The organism is Paenibacillus sp. FSL M7-0420, from assembly GCF_038002345.1.
In the GTDB taxonomy this organism is placed as follows: Bacteria; Bacillota; Bacilli; order Paenibacillales; family Paenibacillaceae; genus Paenibacillus_AQ.
Genome location: NZ_JBBOCJ010000001.1, coordinates 17566 through 35660 on the forward strand (window position 1 = coordinate 17566; position 18095 = coordinate 35660).

The window sequence follows — 18095 nt, forward strand, 5'->3', positions numbered from 1 at the left end:
CACGCTATACATTATCCTGCTATTTCTCGCCGAAACGGCAGCCGAATATTCGCTTACACCGGGACTTCCCGGCTGCTCTGGCTCATCGGGGCGCTGCAGAGCGGACAGGGCTTCGAGGCCAGGTGATCCTCGGCGCCGCCCGCCTTCATCCGGGTCCAGCCCTTACAGGCTTTGCCGGTGCATGTCCAGACCGGGACGGTGTGTGTTCTGACTGCGGATGAACCCGTAGCGCTGCTGCGGGTAACAGGCGTTCTGACTCCGGCCGCCGGAGCTGATGTATACGGGCGGGCTGCCGAACGGAAGGCCGCGAGCATGAAGCGCGAGACCTCCGCTTTTTTGCCCCGATGTCTTGCAGGCGAGCTGATGAACAGCTCCTCCTTGGCCCGGGTAACGGCCACGTAGGCGAGCCGGCGCTCCTCCTCCAATGCGGCAATGCCCGCTTCGGCTGCGGCTCTTGCGGCAGCCGTGCTGATCACCTTGACGGAGGCCTTCGCTGGCTTGCGGTCCTTGGCGCGGTCCTCCTCCAGCGCGGAGCTATGCGGCAGAATTCCCTCTGAGGCTCCGATCAGGAAGACGACGGGGAACTCCAGCCCTTTGGATTTGTGGATGGTCATCAGCGCCACCCGGTTGCCTTGCTCCTTCAGCCCCGGTTGCCGGTTCTGCTCGTTACGCTCCGTTACGTTGTCGATGAATTCGAGGAACAGCGGAATTGTAGCGAACCGCTCCGCCGATGCTTCCAGCTCATCCAGCATTTCTTTCAACGTCTCCCGGTGTAGCGTAGCCTGATGGCGCTCGCTGCCTTCAATGAAATAATCATAGAATACCGTGCGGATCTGGCGGATCGCCTGCACCGGCGTCAGCTCCCGCAGGCCGCGGATCAGGTCCAGCCGCTCGCGCAGCTTGACGCCCTTGAAATCCTCCATGCCCGGCATGGACAGCAGATGAATAAGCGGGCCCTGCTTCGCCTGTACCGCCTCCATGCGCCGGATATGCTCCATACCCTTGTCCCGGCTCATGTACAGCGTCGGCAGAATATTCTCCATGGCGGCGAAGTCCCTGCGGTTAACCGACAGGCGCAGGTGATCCAGCACTGGAGAGATCAGCCAATGCTCATAGAGCAGCTGGCCTTCCCCGTAATCAATATAAGGAATATCGCGCAGCAGCAGCAGCTCCAGGACCGCCCGGTTGCTGCTTGTTGCGCGGTATAACAGGGCGAAATCACGGTATTCCCTGGCTCCGCTCTGAGTTTCACGCTCAATATGCTCCACAATCTGTCCAGCCTCGTCATCTGCTGTCTGCGGACGCAGATAACGGGGCGGCAGACCGTTGCTGCGGAACGCCTGCAGCGTCTTGTCGCGTCGCCGTGAGTTATGGCGGATGATGCCGTTGCCCAGCCCGATGATCGCCGGACCGGACCGGTAGTTGATATCCAGCGTGATCACCTTGGCCTGCGGATACAGCTTCTCGAACTCCAGGATGAACTCGCTGCGGGCCCCGTTGAAGGAATAGATCGTCTGGTCATCGTCGCCGACCACCATCAGATTATCCTGCGGAGCAGCAACCATCTTCACCAGCTCATATTGCAGCGCATTCGTATCCTGGAACTCATCAACCATCACATATTGATACTGCTGCTGCAGCTCACGCAGCAGCGCCGGCTGTTCCCGGAGCATCTGATAGGCGAGCAGCAGGACATCGTCGAAATCGATCTTGAAATGATCGGTCTTCCACTGCTCGTAGAGAGCCAGGATGGCCTTCATCTCCTTCTCAGCCTCGGTCGTCTCCGGCAGCTGCCCGGGCAAGCCCATGTTCATCTTGCAGGCGGAGAGCAGACTGAGCAGATTCTCCGGCGGATAGGCATCCTTCGGCAGTCCCAGCTCGCGCATAATCTGCTTCAGCAGAATATGCTGGCGGCGGGTCTCGTGGAAAATATCCTGCCGCAGCCCTTGCCGCCGCAGGAAATATAGAAAGAACGAGTGGAACGTACGCGCCTGCAGGCGCGCAGCATCCCCCTCGTTCACCCCGGGCAGCAGGGCGATCCGCCCGCGCATCTCTGCTGCTGCCTTACTGGAGAAGGTCAGCAGCAGCAGGCGTCCGGGGGCGATGCCGCGCACAGACAGCAAATACCCGGTTCTGCAGATCAGCACCGAGGTTTTGCCGGAGCCCGCTCCCGCCAGCGTCAGCAGCGGTCCGAGATGATGCCGCACCGCTGAGATCTGCGGAGGATTGAGCAGAATGCCGCCGGCCTCCAGCCGCCTGAAATAAGCGGCATCGCTGTCCCCCGGCTGTACCGTCTCCCGGCTTGTCCGGGCTGAGGCTACCTCCGCCTGGGGTATATGTTCACCGCTGGCTCCCAGTGGGATATTATGGTATATAAGCTTGTTCATTAAGTTCACCTTCGTTTGTTTCTGAATGCGTGATCAGCCATGCAATTTTGGCCAGTATACACTATACCATTCCGCACTCTTTTCTGCACGGGGCTATCTCCCGGATGCATTCAGCTTGGCGAGAATGGAATTCACCCTGCGCTCGTATAGCCGGGGCTGATCCTCCTTGATCTCCTCCAGCAGGAAGGCCAGACACTGCCGGATTCTTGGCGGCATGCGCACAGCGATCTCAGCGTAATCCTTGCGGTAGCGGTCGTCCTGGAGAATTCGTTGATTCAGCACAATCGCCCAGTTGCGGGCATGCTCCAGCATCTCGGGCAGCGACTCCAGCAGCTGGGTGAGGTACATCTCCATCTGGACACTCTCTACAAAATGAACAAGGCTGAACATCACCTCTTCCTGCTCGGTATCATCGTCGAATACTTTGAAAATCTGGTGAATGACGGCATCCTCCGTATCACCGGCCAGACCCTCCAGTGCCAGATCGAACTGCTCGCATTCCAGCTCGGTGCGCAGCAGCCGGTTCTCATATAACCGGGCAATCCCGGGGTATAGATGGTTCATAGAATAACTCCTCCCAGCAGGAAAATAACGCCATTTATCATAAAGTCCATTTTTTGACAGATGAGGATAATATATTGGACAAAGGACTAGCTGATTATAACAGATGTACAAGTAGAAGTGAGGTATGGAGGGATATAATGTTTATTCCGGTTCTGATGGAATTAACCAATGCCGAACGGTTGACGCTCATTCTATATCTGGCAGTCAACCTGGGCGCCATCTCATTATTATGCTTTCGGCGCTCGGGAACCGACCGCCGCTAACAGGAACAGCCTTCATGCGAAGGCTGTTTTGCTGTCGCTACGCTTGTTCCTTATCCAGAAGATGCCGCAGTCCTGCCGCTACACCATTCTCCGTATTACTTGATGTAATGAAGTCAGCGGTCTGCTTCAGAACGGGTGCGGCATTCTCCATGGCAATCTTGTACCCTGCCATCTCGAACATAGGCAGATCATTGTAGCTGTCGCCCATGACCGCCACTTGCTCCGCAGGAATCCCGTAGTGGGCAGCGAGCCTGCTTACACCGGCGCCCTTATTCGCTTCCTTATGATTGATCTCGATATTGTTGACATGCGATGCGGTAATAATCAGTCCGGGAATGGCGGCGAACCGCACAGAGGCTTCCTTCAGCAGCTCACGGTTCAGAGAGAAGACCAGGGTCTTATAGATCAGATTCTCTTCCTTGCTCCAGACGTCCTCCATCTTCTCCACATAGGTTACCGCTGCCTGCTGGAACTGCTGATCAACCATCGCCTGTAGCAGCCAAGCCAATTCCTCAGGAACCTCAGTGTCCTTATGAGTAGCCAGCTTTTCCAGCTGTACCCGCTTGTCCAGCTCTACATATACGTTATCCTCTGTGTATACCTCGTAGTACAATTCAGGAACTTCATTCATCCAGCGCAGTGCGGGGATAATATCCTCTTTATTCAGCGGAGTGCTTGCCGCCACCGTCCGGTCAGCAAGCGTGATCACAGCACCGTTAAGACTCACCACAGGGCACTCCAGATCAGCCAGCCGCAGCTGCCGCTCAGCGTCCATATAGGACCGGCCTGTAGCAATAATCACGATATGCCCCAGACGCTGTGCGTGAAGAATAGCCTCTTTGTTCTCCCTGCTGATTTCGCCCTCCGCATTGAGCAGTGTTCCGTCCATATCCAGTGCAATAAGCATGAGATTGATCTCCTGTTCTATCTATTTATTGTAGGTTTCCCTGTAAGGGTGCGTATGCTATGCCTGTATTTTATCATTATTTATCGGGAAACTAAAAAATTAAAGTGTTCATCTATAAGATTGCAGTATAGATTGGCCGCTGCATGCAGCGTGAGGAATTTTCAGAAAAGTGTGCTCACGTGGTACAATGAAAGGCAGACCTAGAGCGTGACTGCCTGGTTCGTCTGCTGAATGCGAATGGGACGATGCCCGGGGTGCAAGCGGCTTGGGGTCGCTATGTAAGGGGGAAAAGATACTGATGAAATCCAGAAATTTAGCTACGATCTCTCTGGCCATTATGGCCTGCGGCTTTCTGTTCACGTTGTTTCTGCCGGAGAATCTGGCAGTTATTCTGCTGAGAGGGGGCTTCGAGGCAGGGCTGGTCGGAGGAATAGCCGACTGGTTTGCCGTGACGGCGCTGTTCCGCCATCCGCTGGGCCTTAGAATTCCGCATACCTCGCTGCTGCTGAAGAACCGGGATAAGCTGATCCAGTCTCTGATCTCTGCGATGGAGAATGAACTGCTGAATAAGGAGAGCATTGAGAATAAGCTGCGCACATTCAATATAATCTCGCTCGGAGCCACCGTACTGACCCGGTTCTTCTCCAGAAAGAAAGCGCGGCAGGAAGTGCTGGAGCAGCTGAAGGGCTTCGTACTGCGGCTTCCGGTAGAGCAGGCCGTTCCGTATATTCAATCGGCAGCGGCAAGCTACCTGCGTGAAGCTAAGCTCGGAGTTGCCGCAGACACCATTGCCACCAGCTTGATGAATGAGGGCAAGGATATTGCCGCTCTTGATTTTGCGCTGGAGGGGATCTCCGCCTGGAGCGGACGCCCGGAGACGCGGGCCATGCTGGGCAAGATCGCCAGTGAGAAGCTGGCTGAGGTCAAGCTTGGCGGACTGAAGGGAATGGCCTTCCAGGCCTTCGTCGGGTTCGTGGATGCCGATATGCTGGGGGAAATGCTCCAGGGTATGGTGCAGTCTACGATCCGTGACTTTAAGGAAGAAGATAGCCCCTACCGGGAGGAAGTCATCCGGGAGATCCGGGTGGCTCTGTTCCAGCTGCTGAGCGATGAAGCACGGATTGCCTCGCTGAAGAATTGGGCGCTGAATGAGCTTCAAGGGGAAGCGGCCGCCGCATTTGTACTGCAGCAGCTGCAAGGGCTGCGCGGCAAGGCGGTTACGCTGCTGGAAGAGGACCGGGGCCGGGGAGGCCGCAGGCTGTTCTCGCTATATGCCCTACTTGTCCGGCGGGTTAGCCAGGAGAAGGAATGGATTCAGACATCAGAGGACCGGATTCGCGGTACACTGATCTCCTTCGTGGAAGCTAATCATTACCGGATCGGGCAACTGGTCAAGGAGAACCTGGATCAGATGGACGATGCCGCTCTGGTCAATATGCTGGAGGAGAAGGTCGGCAAGGATCTGCAGTGGATTCGTGTCAACGGTGCCGTCTGCGGCTTTGTGGTCGGGCTGGGGCTTACCGTGATTCAGCTGATCTGATCATCGCAAGACCAGGAATTCATAGAGGCAGCAAGGCAGCCTCCGGGCCGTCCGTGAAGACGGAGACCGGGAGGAGGCTTTGCTGCCTCTTTCATAAGCAAGAGACTTGATCATTAACATAACGATGAACCCTTTCTACAGCGAATAATAGGTTGTAGGGGGTTGCCCATATCTCGGTGGCTTACTGTATAGTGCATTTGTTTAATGGTAACGCTTACACGTGTAGTATATTATGAACTCCGGCTGCATCCTGCGAGAAGGATCACCAAATCCGTATTACACATTGTCGCATCCTGACCGGACATACAGTCCGGTGCTGTCCGCCCTCCAGGAAAGTATTTCAAGGTTAAGCGTTGTGCCCTTCGTTAACCGGAGGAGCCCTCAAGAAGAAAGCTTCCCCCTGGTTAACGTGAAGGCACCAGCTTCAGATAAATATTCTCCAGCAGCTCTGCGGTATGCTGCCATTCATACATATGCAGCGTATCGCTTCTTCCCTGCAGTCCGATCCTTGCGGCAAGCTCAGGATTGCGGCCGATCTGCAGCATACGGCTGGCAAAAGCAGCGGGGTTCCTGTACTGCTTCACCAGATAGCCGTTATGACCCGAATCGATAATCTCCCGGATTCCGCCGTTGCTGGAGGCGATCACCGGCAGTCCCGAGGCCATAGCCTCCACATTCACCAGCCCGAAGGATTCATGCTGCTGGGAGGGGCAGATCAAGCAGTCGGCAGCCTGGTACAGACTGTGGATATCCTTATGGGGGATATTTCCAAGAAAGGCTACCTGTACACCCAGCCGCCGGGCAAGGGCTCTCAGCTGCCGGAGATACGCCGGCTTCCCCCTGCCTGCGATCAGCAGCCGGGCAGGCATATGCCGGTTCAGGCGGTGCATGGCCCGGAGCAGCACGGGTATCCCCTTGCGCGGAATGACCCGGCCTACGAACAGGAGCGTGAAGCCGGGACCAAGGCCATACACCGTGCGCAGACGCATCTTCTCCTGCGTTGATGCCGGGGTGAAGCGTGACAGGTCTGCTCCCAGGGGAACCACGCGAAGCTTGCTGCGGATGCCTGGGAACCTCCGGATAAGCCGCTGCTCCAGGGAGCTGCTGTTGGCCGTGACGGCATCGGCCATGGCTAGGCTGCGGGCGATACCGGACTCCTGCGGCACGAACGTGAGAGAGTGAAGGAATGCCAGCACCGGAGTGCCGGGGTGCTGCCGCTTCACAGCAGCTACGAGCCGCGGCCGGTTATCGATCTGGATGAGATCGAACGGCTCGGCTGCTTCCAGGAACATAAGAACGGAGCTGCGGTACCGGGAAGGGGTGCCTGAGGGCAGCCGGATGAACTGGACCTGCTCGAGCTCATCCGTGTCAGGAAGCTCTGCGGCTCTGCGGCTTACGATGGTTACCTTATGTCTCTTGGCCAGCCGCCGGGCGATATTCCAGATGCAAATCTCCACAGAGCCGTCCCCGGGAACCGTGAACTGCTCCGGTGCAATCATGCAGATGTGCATTGTGGCTGCTCCTCCCGTTGCATAGTAGATAGGGTTCTTAACCTAACATATGCGTTCAGGCGTGCAGAAGACACAGGAGTAAGTAGTGGGCGTCGTCTGCGGCTTAGCTGCCTGTCTGTCTAAGGGTGGCGGCAATAACTCCGGCAATCGTCTGCTCATACTCCAGGATCTTCAGCTTCCCCGCCGCGATCTGCTTGTACCCGGAGACCATAGAGGATAAGGATTGTCCGGTGAGAGCCGGATTCTGCTTGCGGATGGCCGCCTTGAAGTCGCTCCAGTCTGCCGTTAGCCGCTTGTTCAGTGCAGAGACTGCGCTTTTCTGTGATTTGATTAAGCTTTGCGGTCTGTCAATGCCCGCCAGGGTCTTGCGGGCAGCGGCCATCCGGCGGGTACGGGTATCCTTGGCGGCCTTGAGCAGCGCTTCCTTGTCGCGGATCTCCTGGCGGGCCATTTGGACCAGCAGCTTCATGGCTTCCGACTGGGCCTTCAGGACGGAGTTCAGCGTCTTGTCCTTCAGTCCCTTGAGCAGGGAGATCCGCTTGTTCAGCGCGCTGTATTGATCGAACAGCGGCTGATAACGCTGTTTGGCACTGCTGACGGCGGTGCTCAGCTTGGTGATGGAGGCCTGGTCTATATTCTTGATGGACTCCCGGGCTGCATTCAGCGCCTCTGTATTCTGATCATGAAGCGTCCTGATCTGCACCTCCCGGCTGTCATACCCGGCAGACAGGACGGTCAGCTCAGTGAACTGGCTCTTCATCCGGGCGCGGGCAGTGCTGTCTGCCTTAGCAGCAGTCAGATCAAAGGAAGCCTGAACCGATGAGGTAATCACCGTTGCTGCTGCCGAAGCCGGACCGGCCGGGAAGCTGAGGGCGAGGGCAATCAAGAGGGATAGCAGCAGACAACTGGGCTTGTACAGATTATTCATTACATTCCTCCGCTTGTATTCATGTCCCGCAGCACAAAGAAAGCACCCGCAGTAAAGGCCAACAGGCCTCTATTACGGGTGCTTCCGGCGTAATGAGTCACGAAGATAGTTTTGCTTTTTATTATAGATATAATATCTTAATTTTGTCAATATTATCAATTTTAACTTATGCGAATCAAGGGGGAGGACCTTCATTTCATTCCGTGACGGTCTTATCGTATACTGTGAAGGAAGAACGTCAAGGGAAGCACAACAGAGGGTCAGCAGAAGCGCCAGCCCCAAAATGAAGGAGGCCTTAGGTGATGGATAACCTGGCTAGGAATAACAGCATTCTCGATCAAGCCTTCCAGTTATCTCCGGTGGGGATGGCTGTATTGTCTCCGGAAGGAGGCAGATGGATGAAGATTAATCCTGCTTTTTGCAATATGCTGGGCTGCACTGAGCCTGAATTTCTCTCAGGGACTCTATCGGGGGCCGGCCGGGACCTGCAGGAAGAATTCTCTATTCAGCGAATCGGGACAGAGCTTGTACAGCGGCAGGGACAGCCTCTCCAGGAGGAGCAGCGGTTCTCCGGCAGTGACGGGAAGCCGTTCTGGCTCTCCCTGACCTTCATCTATGCGGAAGAGGAGCCTTCCAGCCGAACCGTTATTGTATATGCACAGGATGTAACAGACCGCAAAATTGCTGACCAGCTGACCGTAGACAGAAGCGATCTGTACAATTTATTCATAAAAGACGATCAGAGTATGATCTCCTTCTCCCTGCCCGACGGGACGATAACCTTCATATCGCCGTCCTCCTATTCCCAGATCGGATACCATCCGGAGGAGATCGTCGGCAGGAACCGCGCCGATTTCTATCACCTGGAGGATGTTGAAGCCATCAACAGCTCCGGCAGCCTGCTGAAGAACAATATCTCCATCCGCCGCCTGCGCCATAAGGAGGGCCATTATCTGTGGTTCGAGACATCCTTCCATGTGGTCCGCGGAGATAAGGGTGAAATCACTCGGATTATGGGGATCGGGCGTAATGTTACACGGCGCAAAGCTAGCGAGGAGGCCCTTGCGTCCGCGCAGCGGGTGGCGCGAATAGGCTCATGGGGCTGGGATCTGGTGAAGGGCAGAATCACGTTCTCCGACGAACTGCGGCGTATTCTGCAATATAGTGTGGAGACAGGCCAAGTGAATCAGGAGGCCTTCCTGGCACTGGTCCATCCGGGAGATATCAGGATTCTGCAGGAGGCCGTAGAACGGGCTATGGGACTAGGGGAGCCGGGGAATACGGCTTACCGGATGATTTTGCCGGATGGGGAGGTCGTGATGGTGCATGTCCAGTGGGATGTCATCCTGGGACCGGAGGGCCAGCCAGCCCAGCTGTTCGGCATGATGCAGGATATTACGGAGCGTATGCATATGGAGGAGCAGCTGCGGGAGAGTGAACGGAATTTCCGGCTGATGTCGGAGAACTCCCTCGACCTGATCTCGCGCCATGCGATTAAGGACAGTATCTTCCTGTATTGCTCACCGGCCAGCCGTTCGCTGCTCGGTTATGAGCCTGAGGAGATGATCGGCACCAGTGCCTACGATTACCTGCATCCTGATGATCTGGAGATGATTCTGAATCAGATGGCGGAGAGCGTGGATTCGGGATTGATTCCGCCGGCCTCCTACCGCTACCGGCACAAGAACGGAACCTATATATGGTTTGAGACGAACAGCCGGTATATTTTTGACGCGCAGGGCCGGAAGACGGAGATTATTGCCGTAGGCCGTGACATTACTGAACGCAAGCAATTCGAATCGAAGCTGCAGGAGAACGAGCAACGCTACAAATCCCTGTTCGAGTATAATCCTGCGGCGGTATATTCCATGAATCTGCAGGGGGATTACCTGACGGCAAATGCCAATCTGGAGAAGCTGACCGGCTACTCGCTGGAGGAGCTGCTGGGGAGTTATTTCGGACCGCTGGTGGCCGAGAAGGATATCCAGAAGACGCTGCATCATTTCACCCTGGCCAGCCAGGGGGAGCCGCAGAGCTATGATCTGACGCTGATCCACAAAGACGGCCATCCGGTGGAGATCAATACGATTAATATTCCAATCGTTGTGGATCATCAGGTGGTTGGGGTATATGGGATCTCCCGCGATATTACGGATCATATCAGGTACACGGAGCAGATTGAGAAGCTGAGCAATGATTATACCCTGATTCTCAATGCCGTGTCCGAAGGGATATTTGGTCTGGACAACGAGGGGCGGGTCACCTTTATTAATCCTGCGGGGGCGCATATGCTGGGCTTCGAATGTGATGAGATTACCGGGCATCCTTACCTGGACCCCATCCAGCAGACCGCGCTTGACGGCAACCATTATCGGCCGGAGGAGTCTCCGCTGATGCGGGCAGTCCGGGCAGGAGAAGCCCATCAGAGCCTGGATGCGGTGCTGTGGCGCAAGGACGGCTCCAGCTTCCTGGCCGAGTACCAGGTTACCCCGCTGTTCGACAAGGGTGAGCGCAAGGGAGCGGTTGTCGTCTTCCGTGACACTACCGGGGAGAAGGAGATTATCAGAGCCAAGGAGCTGGCGGAGAAGGCGGACCAGGCCAAATCGGAATTTCTCGCCGTCATGAGCCATGAGCTGCGTACACCGATGAACGGAATAATGGGCATGACCGATCTGCTGAGTGAGACGGAATTGACGGAAGAACAGCGGGGGTATACCCAGATTATCAGCGAGAGCAGTGCATCCCTGTTATATATTCTTAATGAAATTCTGGATTTCAGCAAAATCGAAGCCGGTAAAATGACGCTTACCCGCGAGCCGGTAAGTCTGGCGGAATTACTCGACAATATCACGGAGCTGTTCATGCCGAAGGCCCGTGAAAAGAATATTGAGCTGTCCTGCCGCATGGCTGCGGATGTGCCGGAGCTGATCATGGGAGATGCGGCCCGGCTGCGCCAGGTGCTGGTGAATCTCGTCAGCAATGCCGTGAAATTCACCGAGACGGGACAGGTCTCCATTCTGCTCAGCAGAGAATATAGCAGGGATCGCAAGAAGCTGACGCTTAAATTCAGCGTGGCCGATACAGGGATAGGAATCCCTTCGGAGAAGCAGCCGCTACTGTTCCAGTCCTTCTCGCAGCTGCACCCGTCCATTAACCGCAAGTATGGGGGAACCGGATTGGGCCTGGCCATCTGCAAAAAGCTGGTGGAGCTGATGGGCGGTGCCATTACGGTCGAGAGTGTCGTCGGGGAAGGGTCTGATTTCTATTTTATCCTGCCTGTAGATATGGAGCTGGGTCTGGAGCATTTCAGCGATAAGGTATCCCTATGAGCCGGAGGCCTTCTGGTGAGCGATTGAAGGCGAAGGCGTATACACAGTGGGAGACAGGCGTAGCCTCGCCTTCCTCAGCCTGCGGGCCGGCGACCATGGCTGCCCTCCTGGAATATTGGCATTCGCATAAGGGCCGGACGTTTATTCCGGGTATCCGTCATTTTGATTCCATGGCCGCGCACATCAATTACATCTACACCCATCATGGCGGGACGCCCTGGGGCATGAGCGCACGCAGCTTTGTCAGAGGCCTCCGGGCGTACATCGGCGCAGCCCTACCGCCTTTAAGTTACCGCTCTGACCTGATTAAGATATCCGTGTTCAATGATATCGGGCGCTACCGGGCCGAGATTGATGCCGGGCGTCCGGTTGCGCTCAAATTCGACAAGTGGTTCAGCCTCCGCTGGCGGGGCAGATATGCGTATGACTATCATTGGGTGCTGGGAATCGGCTATGAGGATGAGGAGGACGGCTCCTGCAAGCTGGTTGTCCATGACAACGGGGTGCAGCATCCGGGCGGCGGTTATACGCCGGGCAGAGAACGGCAGATCTCCTATTCAGCCAATAAAAAAATACTTACGATGGTGTCGCTCGACCTGCCGGAATAATAATCCTCCTATTCTCGCTGAAACGGTCCCGTCCTTTAAAAGGACGGCCAAGCCGTTTCCACTTGCAAAGTGTGATTCAAACGTTTGCACAAAGTTGGCGGTTAGGATAAAATTTCATTTAGAGAAATGAAGAGTTGTATAAAACCCAGGAGCCCTGCCGTATATTTAGTTAAGGGTAAAGGAGGCGGTAAGCCTTGTCAGTACAGAAGGAAATGAAGGAACCGATTGATTACGGGGACCCGGCGGCTACCAGCGGAATCTCCGTCTTCGACCGGAGTTTCGATGAGCTGTTCAGCTATGACGGAGAGGATCTTGGCCTAACCTATTCGGCGTCCGGCTCCGCGTTCTGTCTGTGGGCCCCGACGGCCCAGGAAGCGGAGCTGGTGCTCTATCCATCCTGGAAGGATGCTGCGCAGCGGCAGATACCCATGGTGCGAGACGTCCGGGGAACCTGGAGACTCAGCGTTCCGGGTGATCTGGACGGAATGTTCTACACCTACAAGGTGCGTATCGGTGATCTATGGAACGAAGCGGTGGACCCGTATGCCCGCGCGGTCGGGGTGAACGGGGACAGAGGGGCTATACTGGATCTGCGCAAGACCGATCCCGCACGCTGGACGCAGGATAAGCCGCCGCTGGAGGACCCGGTGGATGCGGTGATCTATGAGCTTCACCTGCGCGACTTATCGGTTCATCCTGCCAGCGGGATTACGCATACAGGGCAATACCTGGGTCTTGCCGAAGCCGGTACCCAGGGTCCTGAGGGCATTGCCACCGGCCTTGATCATATTGCCAGTCTGGGTGTTACCCATGTGCAGCTGCTGCCTATCTATGATTATGCGACAGAGAGCGTGGATGAGACCCTTCTTACGGAGCCTCATTATAATTGGGGATATGATCCCAAGAATTACAATGCTCCTGAAGGCTCTTATGCGTCAGATCCGTATGTTCCGGGCCTGCGCATCCGGGAGCTGAAGACAATGATTCAGGCACTTCATGACCGCGGCCTGCGTGTCATCATGGATGTGGTCTACAATCATGTCTATGACGGCTTCCGTGTTAATTTCACCAAGCTGGTCCCTGGCTATTATCTGCGGTATAAGCAGGACGGGCGGTTGTCGAACGGCTCCGGCTGCGGGAACGACACTGCTTCTGAGCGCAAGATGATGTCCCGTTTCATCATAGAGTCCGTGTTGTACTGGGCTAAGGAGTACCATATTGACGGCTTCCGCTTCGATCTGATGGGACTGCATGATACAGGGACCATGAATGAGATCCGCCGCCGTCTGGATGAGCTGGACCCCTCGATTATGACCATTGGCGAAGGCTGGGTGATGGACACGGAGCTGCCAGAGGACCTTCGGGCTAACCAGCGCCAGGCCAATGAGATGCCGGGCATCGGGCATTTTAATGACGGCTTCCGCGATGCGGTCAAAGGAAATATATTTCTGCATGACCAGAAGGGCTTCATCAGCGGCGGATTCGGCTTCGAGCGCAATGTGAAGGCAGGCATTGCCGGAGCGATCTACTACGGGCCCGGCCTCGGGCAATTCGCTCAGGAGCCGCAGCAGAGTGTGAACTTCGTGGAGTGCCATGACAATCATACACTGTGGGATAAGCTGGTATTGTCAACGGCAGGAACGGAAGACAATCAGCGCCGCGCTATGCACCATCTGGCCTCGGCCATCGTGCTGACGAGTCAGGGGATACCGTTCATTCATGCCGGGCAGGAGTTCCTGCGGACCAAGGACGGTGTGGAGAACAGCTATAAATCACCAGTGGAAGTGAACTGGCTGGACTGGGAACGCTGCGCGGAGCATGCTGAATCAGTAGCGTACATGAAGCAGCTGATTGCGCTGCGAGCGGCTCATCCCGCCTTCCGGCTGCGTACCGCCGAGGAGATCCGTGACCATCTGATCTTCGAGGAGGCACCGGCGCAGGCGGTGGCCTTCACCCTCCGCGATCATGCCGGAGGAGATTCTGCGGAGCATCTGTACGTTCTGTACAATGCCAACCCGGATGGTGCAGCCCTGAGGCTACCTGAGCTGGGCGAATGGAATCTGGTGTTCGGCGGGGAGCAGATCAGCGGACTGGCGGGCGGCATTTTAACTGCTGCAGGAATTGGAATGATTGTACTTGCTGTGAACTAATGGATAGGTACCGTGATATAGGTATTACGCTGAAGCAGGCTGCCGGGGCGGTCTGTTTTTTGCCCTACCGAATTTTACAGGCAGACATTAGAGCTGAAATGACAGTGAACAGCCAAACCAGTAAACAGAGCAGGGCAAGTATTGAAAACAAGCTAACCTCAAACATAGAACGGCCAAGACTGGTCTGAACGGCGATGAACATAATGGCAATCAACCAAGCTATGCAGCCTGCATGCAGGAGCATGCGTTGTTTGCCGGGCCGCAGATTCGAATGTTCCAGCAGCCAGGCCGGTAACAGTAAGGTTTGGAGGGAATGGAGACCCATTCCATGTAGTACAATATAATTGCCCCCAGCTCCGATGAAACGGCTTTGTAAGCTCATCATGATCAGGCCTGCCAGATTAGCTATGAATACCGACAGCAAGGCATAACGGATACCGGTGATAAGTACAGGGCGAGGCAATGGAGCCTTCATCCTCAAAAATTGAATAATAAGCAGGATACCTGAGACCACAAAAGAAAGAGAAATGACGCCAAATAAAGCTCCCCCAAGGGTGTCCACCAGGCCGCCAGCTTTAGAGAAACGGGGATTGAAGCCCCGAAAATTCTGCAGGGTTTCAATTGCATAGCTGTAGGAAGCAGCAGCAATATTAAGCCGGCGAACCACTTTTCTCATGCGGACAGTAAAGCCTGCAAAGGGTAGAATCGCAGCGATGGAGAACAGAAAAATTCCTAGTGCTGCTGCAAACGAGAATACATTTTTAATATTACCCTCCGGCTGAACAACGGCCCCTTGAAAGAACATATAGAAAGCAGCACTTCCCGCGATAATAAACCCAAGCAGTCCAAGGATAACGAGCGCTTTTTCACGTTTGAAAATAGAGACGGCAGATGCCATCAACTCGTTGAACATAGTAGGCACGATTCGATCACTCTCTCAAATTTATTTATCGATAAATAAATAATTAGCAAAATAATTGCAAGCAGTAACAGATAAGATTCATCCGTTTGCTGCTTGCACATCCTTTAATCTTTATTCGTTTGTATGGACTGTTTTATTTCTGGTATATCAAGCACCTCGGATAACGTGACCAGCAGCCCCATGCTCATAAAACGTATTGCATTTTCTTCCGCATCGGGTAACCCGGCCTTCTGGAATTTGCCAGTCACTTCATCAAAAATAGTCTTATAAAGCTTAGCAGAATGCTGTTTGATCCCCGCTTCCGATATGGTATAAGCCTGCATAACCATCAATATTTCGGAACGGTGCGTCTGCATTAAGTTGAAAAAGCTGCTGCCCATTGCGCCAACCAACTGATCAGCAGGTGCCTCGACTTCCATAAAAGTGTCATGAATCCGATCGTATGCACGTTTTAACACAGCTATATATAAGTCTTCTTTGTTGTCAAAAAAATGAAAAATATAGGGCTGTGTAACTCCCGCGGCTTTAGCTACCATGGCTGTTGTTGTCCTGTAGTAGTCATATTCTGCAAATAAGGTTAATGCGCTTTCCATAATTTTTTGCTTTTTATCTTCCTTTGCTGCCATTGTGATCAGTTCCAATCGTTTATTTATCGAGCGATAAATAAATCATATAAAAGTATGATTTGTCTGTCAATGCTATACTAAGGTAAATACAGCCGAAATTATAAGGACGTGAAGCATATGACCAATTATATTAAACAAATCCGCACCTTAGTCGGAACTCATCCCCTCATTATGGCAGGAGCTTGTGTGATTTTGTTGGACCCTCATGGGCGATTATTATTGCAACAGAGAACAGATAACGGCATGTGGGGATTGCCTGGAGGTTCCATGGAGCCGGGGGAAGAGATGATAGAGGTTGCGAAGCGGGAGCTTTTGGAGGAGGTAGGATTAGAGGCGTTAGACTTAGAGCTACTGGACTTATTTTCTGGGCCGGAATTGTATTATCAGTATCCCAATGGAGACGAAGTACATAACGTTGTTGCAGCATATTTGTGCAAAGGTTACCGAGGAACCATTAGAGGAGATGGAGATGAGGTGCAGGATATTCAGTTTTTTGAGCTAGATCAACTGCCAAGTCACATAAGTCCTCCGGACCGGCCCATCATATCAAGGTTTCTAAGAAATCAGGTGTAGCACCTGAAGCAAGCAAGATGATGTAAAAACGGGATAGTAAAGTCCAGGAATATGGCCCGATTTAAGCGTCCTTTGGAGGAAACTCTCCAAGGGGCGCTTTTATGTCAAGGGCTTATCCGAGCCTGCTTTAGTACGGAAACCGGCCATAAGCCCGCTTTTAAAAATAAATAGTATTTCCACATAAAACACTACTTCATCTGTCGTAGTAATTATGCTACAATGAACCTAATTACTACGACAGATGAAGTATAGGAGGCAGGCAATTGATCAGCAGTGATGTGATTAGGGGATACAATGACACGATGATCCTCTACATGCTTCTGGACGGGGAGTCTTACGGCTATGAGATTTCCAAGAATATACGGAAGCTATCGGAAGAGAAGTACATTATGAAGGAAACCACACTCTATTCGGCATTCACCCGGCTGGAGAAGAACGGTTATATTGATTCCTTTTATCTGGATGAGACGTTCGGCAAAAGACGCACTTACTACCGCATCACTCCCCAGGGTCTTGCCTACTACCGGGCCAAATGCGAGGAATGGCAGATCACGCAGGAAGTTATCAACAAATTCATAAAGGAGCTGTGAGGAACTTGGATACCATCATTGGATACTTGAACAATATGTTCGCATCTCTGCCCAGAACGGAACAGATGGCGATGCTGAAGCAGGAGCTGCTTGGCAACATGGAAGAGAAATACTATGAACTGAAGCATGAAGGGAAGTCGGAGAATGAGGCGGTGGGCATCGTTATTTCCGAGTTCGGCAACATTGATGAGCTGGTCAGCGAGCTGGGGCTTGGAGAGGATCGTAAGGAGGAAGGAATACGGCTGCCCATGCTGGATGAGCTTGCTGTAGAAGAATTCATTGCTGCCAAAAGAAAATCCGGCCTGCTCGTAGGCTGGGGCGTAGGGCTGATTTTGCTGGGTGCTGCGCTGCTTATCCTTTTCTCGGGTCTTGGGGAGAACGGGGTCATGGGAAATGTATTCTCTGAAGATGCGATGAGTATGATCGGGCTGGTCTCCCTGTTACTGCTGCTCGTTCCTGCTATTGCGTTATTCATCTACAGTGGCACGAAAATGGAGAAATACAAATACATGGAGTCCGGGTTCAGTCTGCCGCATCCTCTGAAGGCGTATATTGAGCAGCGACAGGCCGCTTTTGCCGCCACGTATACGTTATCGCTTATCATGGGGGTGTGTTTATGCGTGTTGTCGCCGATTGCCATCTTTGTAACTTCTGCGTTTGGAGATGAATTCAGCTCATACGGGGTGGCCGTTCTGCCGATAATGGTGGCTGTAGCCGTGTTCCTCTTCGTGTATTACGGGAATATCCGGAGTGCGTACCAGCAGTTGTTGAAGACAGGCGATTTCAGTGAGGCGAAGCAGGAGGAGGGCCGGATTGTCGGTGCAGTTGCCGCTGTGGTCTGGCCGCTGGTTACCTGTGTTTTTCTGGTCAGCGGTTTCGTGTTCGACCAGTGGGAGATCAACTGGATCGTCTTCCCGTTAACAGGGATTCTGTTCGGGGTGTTCAGCTCGGTCTACAATATGTTCAAGAAAAAAGATGCTGCCTGAGTCTGCTGCACACGATTTGCCACATAACGTTAACACAAAAGGTGACATTGCTCATGTTCCCTCCCTGAGGATAGGTGGTAATATGAAGGCATTTATTCCCCTTATGATAACCGTGCAAGAGCCTGTACCGGGGTGCTTTGAAGCCCCGTTATAGCCTCTTGCTTCGCTGCTTTACAGTGACAGAATAACGGACGGTGACAGAAGAGTGTGT

At 53.8% G+C, this 18095-nt stretch carries 15 protein-coding genes; 8 read left to right on the forward strand and 7 right to left on the reverse strand.

Annotated features, from left to right (window positions below; genetic code table 11):
• Nucleotides 1-53 precede the first annotated feature (53 nt).
• Together MKX51_RS00105 and MKX51_RS00110 are read right to left on the reverse strand one after the other, a co-directional pair.
• Nucleotides 54-2387, reverse strand: coding sequence for a UvrD-helicase domain-containing protein (locus MKX51_RS00105; RefSeq protein WP_340990775.1), 2334 nt, complete (start codon nt 2385-2387; stop codon nt 54-56).
• 93 nt (nt 2388-2480) lie between these two features.
• Nucleotides 2481-2951 (reverse strand): Imm30 family immunity protein, encoded by a 471-nt coding sequence (locus MKX51_RS00110; protein ID WP_340945246.1) that lies wholly within the window; start codon nt 2949-2951, stop codon nt 2481-2483.
• Nucleotides 2952-3088: 137 nt separating this feature from the next.
• Between MKX51_RS00110 and MKX51_RS00115 the strand changes: the two genes are divergently transcribed.
• Nucleotides 3089-3214 (forward strand): hypothetical protein, encoded by a 126-nt coding sequence (locus MKX51_RS00115; RefSeq protein WP_340945244.1) that lies wholly within the window; start codon nt 3089-3091, stop codon nt 3212-3214.
• Between the two features lie 37 nt (nt 3215-3251).
• On the opposite strand, the gene MKX51_RS00120 is transcribed toward MKX51_RS00115, so the two are convergent.
• The gene (locus tag MKX51_RS00120) at nt 3252-4121 is read right to left on the reverse strand and encodes a Cof-type HAD-IIB family hydrolase (RefSeq protein ID WP_340990776.1); all 870 of its coding nucleotides are present in this window, start codon (nt 4119-4121) and stop codon (nt 3252-3254) included.
• A gap of 298 nt (nt 4122-4419) precedes the next feature.
• Between MKX51_RS00120 and MKX51_RS00125 the strand changes: the two genes are divergently transcribed.
• Nucleotides 4420-5661 (forward strand): DUF445 domain-containing protein, encoded by a 1242-nt coding sequence (locus tag MKX51_RS00125; RefSeq protein ID WP_340990777.1) that lies wholly within the window; start codon nt 4420-4422, stop codon nt 5659-5661.
• A 404-nt stretch (nt 5662-6065) separates the two neighbouring features.
• Here MKX51_RS00125 and MKX51_RS00130 read toward each other — a convergent pair whose 3' ends face one another.
• Both MKX51_RS00130 and MKX51_RS00135 read right to left on the reverse strand, forming a co-directional pair.
• A complete protein-coding gene (locus tag MKX51_RS00130) occupies nt 6066-7172 on the reverse strand; it encodes a glycosyltransferase family 4 protein (RefSeq protein WP_340990778.1) in 1107 nt (368 codons plus the stop codon).
• 103 nt (nt 7173-7275) lie between these two features.
• Nucleotides 7276-8100 (reverse strand): hypothetical protein, encoded by an 825-nt coding sequence (locus MKX51_RS00135; RefSeq protein WP_340990779.1) that lies wholly within the window; start codon nt 8098-8100, stop codon nt 7276-7278.
• Nucleotides 8101-8402: 302 nt separating this feature from the next.
• Here MKX51_RS00135 and MKX51_RS00140 point away from each other — a divergent pair, with 302 nt between their 5' ends.
• The 3 genes from MKX51_RS00140 to pulA all read left to right on the forward strand — a co-directional run bounded on the left by MKX51_RS00140 (nt 8403) and on the right by pulA (nt 14187).
• Nucleotides 8403-11429, forward strand: a complete 3027-nt coding sequence (locus MKX51_RS00140) for a PAS domain-containing protein (RefSeq protein ID WP_340990780.1) — start codon at nt 8403-8405, stop codon at nt 11427-11429.
• Complete coding sequence (locus MKX51_RS00145) at nt 11426-12037, forward strand: C39 family peptidase (protein WP_340990781.1); 612 nt, start codon at nt 11426-11428, stop codon at nt 12035-12037. The genes MKX51_RS00140 and MKX51_RS00145 overlap by 4 nt, the downstream gene beginning before the upstream one ends.
• Before the next feature lie 194 nt (nt 12038-12231).
• Nucleotides 12232-14187: a type I pullulanase gene (gene pulA / locus MKX51_RS00150; protein ID WP_340990782.1), complete on the forward strand. Its 1956-nt coding sequence runs from the start codon at nt 12232-12234 to the stop codon at nt 14185-14187.
• A 64-nt stretch (nt 14188-14251) separates the two neighbouring features.
• On the opposite strand, the gene MKX51_RS00155 is transcribed toward pulA, so the two are convergent.
• Complete coding sequence (locus tag MKX51_RS00155) at nt 14252-15100, reverse strand: hypothetical protein (RefSeq protein ID WP_340995448.1); 849 nt, start codon at nt 15098-15100, stop codon at nt 14252-14254.
• 113 nt (nt 15101-15213) lie between these two features.
• On the reverse strand, nt 15214-15735 hold the full coding sequence (locus MKX51_RS00160) for a TetR/AcrR family transcriptional regulator (protein WP_340990783.1): 522 nt from the start codon (nt 15733-15735) through the stop codon (nt 15214-15216).
• A gap of 117 nt (nt 15736-15852) precedes the next feature.
• Between MKX51_RS00160 and MKX51_RS00165 the strand changes: the two genes are divergently transcribed.
• From MKX51_RS00165 to MKX51_RS00175, 3 genes are all read left to right on the forward strand, one after another.
• Complete coding sequence (locus tag MKX51_RS00165; RefSeq protein ID WP_340990784.1) at nt 15853-16308, forward strand: NUDIX hydrolase; 456 nt, start codon at nt 15853-15855, stop codon at nt 16306-16308.
• Nucleotides 16309-16571: 263 nt separating this feature from the next.
• Nucleotides 16572-16898: a PadR family transcriptional regulator gene (locus MKX51_RS00170; RefSeq protein ID WP_036723569.1), complete on the forward strand. Its 327-nt coding sequence runs from the start codon at nt 16572-16574 to the stop codon at nt 16896-16898.
• A gap of 5 nt (nt 16899-16903) precedes the next feature.
• Nucleotides 16904-17884, forward strand: coding sequence for a permease prefix domain 1-containing protein (locus MKX51_RS00175; protein WP_340990785.1), 981 nt, complete (start codon nt 16904-16906; stop codon nt 17882-17884).
• Nucleotides 17885-18095 lie beyond the last annotated feature (211 nt).